At 70.6% G+C, this 9259-nt stretch carries 6 protein-coding genes and 1 pseudogene; 4 read left to right on the forward strand and 3 right to left on the reverse strand.

Going from position 1 to position 9259, the window contains the following annotated elements; genetic code table 11:
• The 3 genes and pseudogenes from SACHA_RS21230 to SACHA_RS0109295 form a co-directional block, all read left to right on the forward strand.
• Window positions 1–296, forward strand: a pseudogene (locus SACHA_RS21230) (serine/threonine protein kinase); the annotation flags it as partial.
• Window positions 297–584: 288 nt separating this feature from the next.
• Window positions 585–2225 carry a chaperonin GroEL gene (groL, locus tag SACHA_RS0109290; RefSeq protein WP_007024456.1) on the forward strand — a complete coding sequence of 547 codons (1641 nt, stop codon included), beginning with the start codon at window positions 585–587 and terminating at the stop codon, window positions 2223–2225.
• A 551-nt stretch (window positions 2226–2776) separates the two neighbouring features.
• A complete protein-coding gene (locus SACHA_RS0109295) occupies window positions 2777–3355 on the forward strand; it encodes a type 1 glutamine amidotransferase domain-containing protein (RefSeq protein WP_019809146.1) in 579 nt (192 codons plus the stop codon).
• A gap of 9 nt (window positions 3356–3364) precedes the next feature.
• On the opposite strand, the gene SACHA_RS0109300 is transcribed toward SACHA_RS0109295, so the two are convergent.
• From SACHA_RS0109300 to SACHA_RS0109310, 3 genes are all read right to left on the reverse strand, one after another.
• Window positions 3365–4222 (reverse strand): DUF72 domain-containing protein, encoded by an 858-nt coding sequence (locus SACHA_RS0109300; RefSeq protein ID WP_019809148.1) that lies wholly within the window; start codon window positions 4220–4222, stop codon window positions 3365–3367.
• Window positions 4223–4299: 77 nt separating this feature from the next.
• Window positions 4300–5946 (reverse strand): DNA repair helicase XPB, encoded by a 1647-nt coding sequence (locus tag SACHA_RS0109305; RefSeq protein ID WP_019809151.1) that lies wholly within the window; start codon window positions 5944–5946, stop codon window positions 4300–4302.
• A gap of 23 nt (window positions 5947–5969) precedes the next feature.
• On the reverse strand, window positions 5970–6938 hold the full coding sequence (locus SACHA_RS0109310) for an ABC transporter substrate-binding protein (RefSeq protein ID WP_019809152.1): 969 nt from the start codon (window positions 6936–6938) through the stop codon (window positions 5970–5972).
• A gap of 190 nt (window positions 6939–7128) precedes the next feature.
• Here SACHA_RS0109310 and SACHA_RS21235 point away from each other — a divergent pair.
• Window positions 7129–9259 (forward strand): sensor histidine kinase (locus tag SACHA_RS21235; protein ID WP_019809156.1); only part of this gene is annotated, 2131 nt, incomplete at its 3' end.

Consider the following 9259-nt stretch of genomic DNA (forward strand, 5'->3'; position numbering starts at 1 on the left):
GACTCACCGGGCCCCCGCGCGGGTCCGGTGAGTCCCCGTCGCGGCGGACCGCGTCGTGGATCGTATGGGCGCTCGCGGCGCTGATCGTGCTGGCGGCCGGGATCGTCACGCTGGTGGTCGTGCTCGGCGAAAACGACGGTGGCGGCGGAACCGCGCCGGCCACCGCGGGCAACTCGCCCGCTCCGGAGATCCCGATCGGACCGGGTGACGAGCGGCCCGCCGGGACCTCCGAGATGGGGGGCACCGGCGCCGAGGGCCTCCCGCCCGAGTCGATCCCGATCCGCCCGGACACCTGAGCCTTCCGGGACACCTGAGCCTCCCGGGACACCTGAGCGAGGCGTCATCCATCGGTGTGGTGTCCGCGTGACGTGCCGCCGGAGGCCGCCCCCGCGCTTGCACTCGCCTCGCGAGAGTGCTAAACACGGTATTGGCACTCGGCACCGTCGAGTGCCAGGCGGCGGTCGCCGACCGCCGCCTGAAGGTCGGGACGGTGAGGCCACGTCCACCACGAGTGGACTGGTCGTCCGTCGCGGGCACCGAGCCTGGCCGAGGACGTGTCCTGACTACCGGAGGACCCACCGACAATGGCCAAACAGATTGCGTTCGACGAGGACGCCCGCCGCGGTCTCGAGCGCGGCTTGAACACCCTCGCGGAGGCCGTGAAGGTGACGCTCGGCCCCCGCGGCCGCAACGTCGTGCTCGAGAAGAAGTGGGGCGCGCCGACGATCACCAATGACGGCGTCTCGATCGCGAAGGAGATCGAGCTCGAGGACGCCTGGGAGAAGATCGGCGCGGAACTCGTCAAGGAAGTTGCCAAGAAGACCGACGACGTCGCCGGTGACGGCACCACCACCGCCACCGTGCTCGCGCAGGCCCTGGTCAAGGAGGGGCTGCGGAACGTCGCCGCCGGCGCCGACCCGATCGCGCTGAAGCGCGGCATCGAGCAGGCCGTCGAGGCTGTCACCGAGCAGCTGCACAAGATGGCCAACGAGGTCGAGACCAAGGAGCAGATCGCCGCCACGGCGTCGATCTCCGCGGCCGACCGCACCATCGGTGACCTGATCGCCGAGGCCCTCGACAAGGTCGGCAAGGAAGGCGTCGTCACCGTCGAGGAGTCGAACACCTTCGGTCTCGAGCTGGAGCTCACCGAAGGCATGCGCTTCGACAAGGGCTACGTCTCCGGCTACTTCGCCACCGACGCGGAGCGCCAGGAGGCCGTCCTCGAGGACCCGTACATCCTGCTGTTCGGATCGAAGATCTCGAACGTGAAGGACATGCTGCAGGTCCTCGAGAAGGTCATGCAGACCAACAAGCCGCTGCTGATCATCGCCGAGGACGTCGAGGGCGAGGCCCTGGCCACCCTGGTCGTCAACAAGATCCGCGGCACCTTCAAGTCCGTCGCCGTCAAGGCCCCGGGCTTCGGTGACCGCCGGAAGGCGATGCTGCAGGACATGGCCATCCTGACCGGTGGCCAGGTCATCAGCGAGGACGTCGGCCTCAAGCTGGAGAACGCCGACATCTCCCTGCTGGGGCAGGCCCGCAAGGTCGTCGTGACCAAGGACGAGACCACCATCGTCGAGGGCGCGGGCGACGCGGACCAGATCCAGGGCCGGGTCAACCAGATCCGCGCCGAGATCGAGAACAGCGACTCCGACTACGACCGCGAGAAGCTGCAGGAGCGGCTGGCCAAGCTGGCCGGCGGTGTCGCGGTCATCAAGGCCGGCGCCGCGACCGAGGTCGAGCTGAAGGAGCGCAAGCACCGCATCGAGGACGCGGTGCGCAACGCCAAGGCCGCCGTCGAGGAGGGCATCGTCGCCGGTGGCGGCGTCTCGCTGCTCCAGGCGTCCAAGGCCGCCTTCGACAGCCTGTCGCTCTCCGGTGACGAGTCCACCGGCGCGAACATCGTCAAGGTCGCCGTCGAGGGCCCGCTCAAGCAGATCGCCGTCAACAGCGGTCTCGAGGGCGGCGTCGTGGTGGAGAAGGTCAAGGGCCTGCCGCAGGGCCAGGGCCTCAACGCCGCGACCGGCGAGTACGAGGACCTCATCAACGCGGGCGTCATCGACCCCGCCAAGGTGACCCGGTCCGCGCTGCAGAACGCCGCGTCGATCGCCGGCCTGTTCCTGACCACGGAGGCCGTGGTCGCCGACAAGCCGGAGAAGAACGGTGGTGGTGGCGGCGGCGCCGACCCCACCGGCGGCATGGGTGGCATGGAAGGCATGATGTGATCCTGCCCTGAGCCCGAGAAGCCCGGCCCCACCACGGGGCCGGGCTTTTTCATGCCCGCGAGTCGCCACTTCATGCCCGCGAGTCGCCACTTCATGCCCGCGAGTCGCCACTTCATGCCCGCGAGTCGCCACTTCGAGGTCAGAGCCGTCCCGGTTCGCTCCATCGGACCAGAGGACGTAGGGAACGTGGCCCGCCCCGCGCATATCAGGCCGAGCTGGAGTACGGAATCGACAGCCACCGGCGTCGGCGGTGGGGACCGGGCGCGTACCAGTGCCGCCCACGTGTGGGACGGCGGGTTCGTGCCCTCGTCGACCCGCGCAATGCCGGTGTGCCCGTTACGTTCCCGATGGGCCCGTCTCTCGTCGCCGCCGTCTTCGGGTTGGCGCCGACCGTGGTCGGATCCCTCGCATTCACCGGACCCTGTCATCACGCGACGGGGTGATCCGCCCCGTGCGCACCGGGCGGCGCGGGGATCGTGCGGTGCGGCCCGACACGGTCGTTTCACCCGCTCGCACGGATGGGTAATCCCGGACGGCGAGTGGAAGGAGTGATGAGTGTGGCGGACACACTGACCAATCGCCGGGTCGCGTTCGTGGTGGCGCCGGAGGGGACCGAGCAGGTGGAGCTCACCCGGCCGTGGCAGGCGGTGAAGGACGCGGGCGGTACCCCCGAGCTGATCTCGATGAAGGCGGGGGAGATCCAGGCGTTCAACCACCTCGACAAGGGGGACACGTTCCCCGTCGACAAGGTGGTCACCGACGCCTCGGTGGACGACTACGACGGGCTCGTCCTGCCGGGTGGCGTGGCGAATCCGGACCTGCTGCGGACGGACCCGAACGTGGTGAACTTCGTCCACGAGTTCTTCTCGAGGCGCAAGCCCGTCGCCGTGATCTGCCACGGACCGTGGACGCTGATCGAGGCCGATGTCGTGCGCGGACGGCGGATGACGTCGTACCCGAGCCTGCGGACCGACCTGCGCAACGCGGGGGCCGAGTGGGTCGACGAGGAGGTCGTCACCGACGGCGGCCTGGTCTCCAGCCGCAACCCCGACGATCTGCCTGCGTTCTGCGACAAGCTCGTCGAGGAGATCGCCGAGGGAGAACACAGCAGGCAGGCGACCAGCGCCTGACCCGCTCCGTCAGGGTCGATCCGACCCACCGCCCGGGGACGTGCCGGGCACCCCGACCAGGTCGGCGAGTGCCCGTGCGTCCCCGGGCGCCTTCACCTTGACGTCGTTGTCGAAGTAGACGAACACGTCGAGCCCGTCGGCGTGCCAGTGTTCGATCCGCCGGGCCCACCTCCGCAGGGCCGTGTCGGTGTAGCCGCTCGCGTAGAGCTCGACGTCGCCGTGCAGCCGCACGTAGACGAAGTCGGCCGTGACCTTCTCCAGGAACGGCCAGGTACCCGCGGTGTCCGCGGTGACCAGCGCGACGTCGTGCTGGCGTAGCAGAGCGGAGCAGCGTGGGTCGTCGAAGCTCGGGTGGCGCACTTCCAGCGCGTGACGCAGGGGCCGCTCGGCGGCCACGGTCAGGTAGGGCTCGGCGGGGAGTTTGTCGTCGTGGTGGCGGCCCAGTTCGGCCGCCTCGGTCGTCGTGCGGGGCAACAGGGCCAGAAACGCCGCCAGCCGGTCCGGGTCGAAGGACATTCGCGGGGGCAGTTGCCACAGCACCGGACCGAGCTTGTCGCCGAGTGCGAGGATCCCGGAGGCGAGGAAGTTCGCCAGTGCGGCGTCGACGTCGCGCAGGCGCTTCATGTGGGTGAGGAAGCGCCCGCCCTTGACGGCGAACACGAAGTCGTCGGGCGTCTCGTCGTACCAGCGGCGGTACCGTTCCGGCCGCTGGAGTGAGTAGAACGAGCCGTTGATCTCCACGGTGTTCACCCGCCGGGAGAGGTATTCCAGCTCGCGCCGCTGCGCCAACCCTTCCGGGTAGAACACGCCCCGCCATCCCGGGTAGATCCAGCCCGAGGTCCCGATCCGCACGTCCGCCCGGCGCACCGCTCCCCGCCTCTCCCCGCCTCTCCCCGCTCACCCTGTCGTCCACGCCCGCCCCGCCGGTCACTCACCCGGGCGGGTTACAGGGGGCGGAGGAGGTCGTCGGCGTCGACGATGCGGTAGGCGTAGCCCTGTTCGGCCAGGAAGCGCTGGCGGTGGGCGGCGTAGTCGGTGTCCACCGTGTCGCGGGCGACCACCGAGTAGAAGTGGGCCTGCCTGCCGTCGCCCTTCGGGCGCAACAGCCTGCCCAGGCGTTGCGCCTCCTCCTGGCGGGAGCCGAAGGTACCGGACACCTGGATCGCCACCGAGGCCTCCGGCAGGTCGATGGAGAAGTTGGCGACCTTCGACACGACCAGCTTGTCGATCTCACCGGAGCGGAACCGCTCGAACAGCGCCTCACGTTCCTTGTTCCTCGTCGACCCCTGGATCACCGGCGCGTCCAGGGCCTGTCCGAGCTCCTCCAGCTGGTCCAGGTACGCGCCGATCACCAGGGTCGGTTCGCCCGCGTGCTTGTCGACGATCGACCGGATGACCCCCGACTTGGTGTGTGCCGTCGACGCCAGCCGGTAGCGCTCCTCGGCCTCCGCGGTGGCGTAGGCGAGGCGCTCGCTGTCGGTCAGGGTCACCCGGACCTCGGTGCACTCGGCGGGGGCGATCCAGCCCTGCTGCTCGATGTCCCGCCAGGGGATGTCGTAGCGCTTCGGCCCGATCAGGGAGAACACGTCGCCCTCCCGGCCGTCCTCCCGCACCAGGGTGGCCGTCAGACCCAGCCTGCGCCGGGACTGCAGGTCCGCGGTCATCCGGAACACCGGCGCGGGCAGTAGATGCACCTCGTCGTAGATCACCAGACCCCAGTCGCGGGAGTCGAACAGCTCCAGGTGCTTGTACTCGCCCTTGCTCTTCCGCGTGATCACCTGATAGGTCGCGATCGTGACCGGGCGGATCTCCTTCTTCTCCCCCGAGTACTCGCCGATCTCGTCCTCGGTCAGCGACGTCCGGGCCAGCAGTTCCCGCTTCCACTGCCTGCCCGCGACCGTGTTGGTCACCAGGATCAGCGTGGTCGCCTCCGCCTTGGCCATCGCCGCCGCGCCGACCAGCGTCTTGCCCGCACCGCACGGCAGGACGACCACCCCGGAGCCACCCGCCCAGAACGTCTCGGTGGCCCGGCGCTGGTAGTCGCGCAGGGCCCAGCCCTCCTCGGACAGCGACATCGGGTGCGCCTCGCCGTCCACGTATCCGGCGAGGTCCTCGGCCGGCCACCCGACCTTGACCAGCGCCTGCTTGAGCCGCCCGCGTTCGGACGGGTGCACCGCGACCGTGTCCGGGTCGAGCCGGGCGCCCAGCATCGGGGCGATCTTCTTGCTGCGCAGCACCTCCTCCAGCACCGCGCGGTCGGTGGCGACCATGACCAGCCCGTGCGCCGGGTCGTGCTGCAGCTGGAGCCGGCCGAACCGGCCCATCGTGTCGACGATGTCGATCAACAACGGCTGCGGCACCGGGAACCGCGAGTACGTGGTGAGCGCGTCCACCACCTGCTCGGCGTCGTGGCCGGCCGCGCGCGCGTTCCACAACGCGAGCGGGGTCACCCGGTAGGTGTGCACGTGCTCGGGAGCGCGCTCCAGCTCGGCGAACGGCGCGATCGCGGTCCGGGCGTCCTCGGCGCGGTCGTGGTCGACCTCGAGCAGCACCGTCTTGTCCGACTGGACGATCAGGGGGCCATCAGTCACGCCCTCCTTTATACGTGCTCTCGTCAGGAGAGTTCCGGTTCGGGAACCAGGGCCCGCACATCGAGTCGCTCGTCCAGCAGTCCGGCCCCCTGCATGAGGTCGGCGACCCGCTGCAGCCGCACGGCATTGGCGACCTGTGGATAGGACCCGAGCGACACCAGTGCGGCCGTGACCTCGTCGACATCGGTCAGGTCGGGCAGTGCCTCCCGGACCCGGGTCTCGTCGGTCGCCAGTCGCTGGGCCTCGGCCAGTGCCCGCCGGAACGCCGCCACGGTGCGCGGGTGCTCGTCGGCGAACTCCCGGGTGGTCGCGTAGCCCGACATCGGGAACGCCTCGGTGGCTCCCCGTGCCGAATCGGCCAGCAGCCGTGCCCCGTGGTCCTTCTGGGCGAGGGTGATGTAGGGCTCGACCATCCACGCCACGTCGACCTCCCGGCGGCGGAGTGCCTCGACCCGCTCCGGGGCGGGGGTGGGCACGAACGTGATCGTCTCCGGGGCGAGCCCGGCGGTGTCGAGCACCGATCGGGTGGTCAGCGTCCCGAGACTTTCCGGACCGTCGACCGCGATGCTCGGCCAGGCCAGGTCGGTGGGTTCGGTCGGCCCCGGGTCCGGCAGGGTGACCAGCGCCATCGAGTCGGCCCCGGCCACGTAGGCCTCACCCTGCACCTGAAGCGGCACACCCCGGGCCGCGGCACGGAACAGCGGAACGTTCCGGGCGAAGGCGACGTCGAGTTCCCCGTTCGCCAACGATTCCACGGTCGCCTTTCCGCTCGGTTGTTCAACCAGTTCCACATCCAGCCCGGCCCGGCGGAAGACGCCGTTCCGCACGGCGATTCGCACGGGTGCCGTCTCGATCACGTTGCCGACCCCGAGGCGGATCGTGTCCTTCTCCGGTGCCGCCCGCTCCGGCGGATCCGGGTCCGACACCACTGAGCAGGCGGTCAACAGCAGGGTCGCGGCGAGCAGGGGCAGTGGGTGCCCACGGGTTCGCACCGATCGCCTCCAACGTCACAGGCGATTTTCGCCAACGGTGTGGAGCTTATGCCGACCGAAGCAATACCATCACCGGCAACCCTTCTCCAGCCGCGAGCGTCCTCGTGGAGCGTGGCGGGTGCGTCGCGCTACCCTCCGTCGGTTTTCGGGAGATGTCCGCGGACTGCGATATGAAACAAAGGAAGCCCAGGTGACCCGTCGCAGCGAACGCCCCGGCCGGGGTGCCGCGGCAGGTACGGGCCGTGTCGGCGGCCGGTGGCGGTTACGCAACTGGCGCCTGCGTACCAAGCTGCTCGTGATGCTGCTGATCCCCTCCGTGGCGGTGCTGGTGCTGGTGGGGCTGCGGGCGAAGGCGGACCTGGACCGGGCGGCGGGCTTCGCCGAGGCCGCCGAGCGGGTCCGCGTGGACGGCACGGTCGCCGAGGTGGTGCATCAGCTCCAGCGCGAACGGGATCTCACCGTGCGCCACGTCGCCGAGGGAAGGCAGCGGCCGAGGGAACGGCTGTTGACACAACAGGACCGCGTCGACGCCGCCATCGGGGCGTTCGACCGGACGCTCACCGCGTCGCGACACGGGTTGTCCGCCGCCGCGGTGGACGCCTTCCGGCGGATCTCGCAACGTCTGGACCAGTTGACGGGACTGCGCTACGCCGGTCGCAACACCGACCTGCCCGCGGAGGCCGTGCTGCGTGCGTACAGCGAGATGATCTCGGGCGTGCTGGACGTCGGCGACCGGGCCGTGTCCCGGGTCGCCGACGGCGATCTGGCGCGCAGCAGGCTCGCGGCGAACGCGCTCGCGCGGGTCAAGGACCAGATGTCGGTCAAGCGGGCGATCGTCGCCGAGGCACTGGCCCGGGGACGGCTGCCCGAGGACCGGGAACGCGCGCTCCTCGCGGCGGAGGCGGAGCTGGACGCCGCCCGCGGTGACTTCCTGGCCCTGGCCACCCCGCGGCAGCAGCGGATGTACACCGACACCGTGATCGGGCTGGTGGTGGACATCGGCAACGGCATCGTGGAGTCGGTGCTCACCCAGGCCGGGACGGACGCCGGGTTCGAGAACCTGTCCGCGCGGGAGTGGGACACCTCGGCCACCTACACCGTCAACCTGGCCGACCAGGTCCAGGAGGCGATGCTGGCGCAGATCCAGCGGCGCTCCGACGCGCTGGCCGCCGACGCCCGGCGTTCGGCCGCGCTGGACGCGGGGATCGTCCTCGGCGCACTGCTCGTCGCCGCCGTGTTGGCGGTGGTCATCACCCGTTCGCTGGTGCGTCCGGTCCGTGCCCTGCGGGCCAGCGCACTGGACGTCGCGGAGAACCGGCTCCCCGCCGCGGTCGAGGACATTCTGACCGAGGAGCACCCGAGACCCGAGGACACGGCGACCCGGGCCGTCGATCCGGTGCCCGTGCACACCCGCGAGGAACTGGGCGAGGTGGCCCGGGCGTTCGACGCGGTACACGGCGAGGCGGTGCGACTCGCCGGGGAACAGGCGATGCTGCGGGAGAACGTGAACTCGATGTTCGTCAATCTCTCCCGCCGGAGTCAGGACCTGGTGGAGCGGCAACTCGGTGTGCTCGACCGGATGGAGGAGCACGAGCAGGATCCGGACATCCTCGGCGGGCTGTTCGAACTCGACCATCTGGCGACCCGGATGCGGCGCAACAGCGAGAACCTGCTGGTGCTCGCCGGGGAGGACGCCGGACGGCCGCTGCCGGGGTCGGTGCCCGCCGACGAGATCATCGGCGCGGCACTGTCCGAGGTGGAGAACTACAAGCGGATCAAGGTCGCGGTGACGCCGAACCTGTCGGTGCCGGGGGACGCGGCGGCCGACCTGATCCACGTCGTCTCGGAGCTGTTCGAGAACGCCACCGCCTACTCACCGGAGCACGAGCCGGTCTCGGTGGTGAGTTCGGTCGGCGCCGACCGCGAGTGGCGCATCGACATCACCGACCGGGGCGCGGGCATGCCGGACACCGAGATCCGCAGGGCGAACGAGCGCCTCGCCGATCCACCCGAGGTGGACGTGGAGGTCTCCCGCCGGATGGGGCTCTACGTCGTCGGCAGGCTGGCCCGGCGGCACCGGATCGGCGTGCGCCTGGCGGCCGCCGACCTGCGCGGACTGACCGCGACGGTGGTGGTGCCCGCCGAGCTGGTGGAGTTCGATCCGGAGACCGCCCTCGGACGTCCGCAGCGGGTGCAGGCCCCGCAGGTCCGCCTCACCCCGGTGGAGCTGGGGCCGCCGAGGAGCACCGAACCCTTCCTCACCGCGGTCCCGGACGGGGCCGGCCCCGGCGGGGAGACCACGGAGGACGCCGGGGCCGGCC

This window comes from Saccharomonospora halophila 8 (genome assembly GCF_000383775.1).
Classification (GTDB): Bacteria; Actinomycetota; Actinomycetes; order Mycobacteriales; family Pseudonocardiaceae; genus Saccharomonospora; species Saccharomonospora halophila.

Bases quoted from the DNA above. Each gene is read 5' to 3' on its own strand.
- groL (WP_007024456.1), top strand. From the start codon at position 585: ATGGCCAAACAGATTGCGTTCGACGAGGACGCCCGCCGCGGTCTCGAG.
- SACHA_RS0109295 (WP_019809146.1), top strand. From the start codon at position 2,777: ATGAGTGTGGCGGACACACTGACCAATCGCCGGGTCGCGTTCGTGGTG.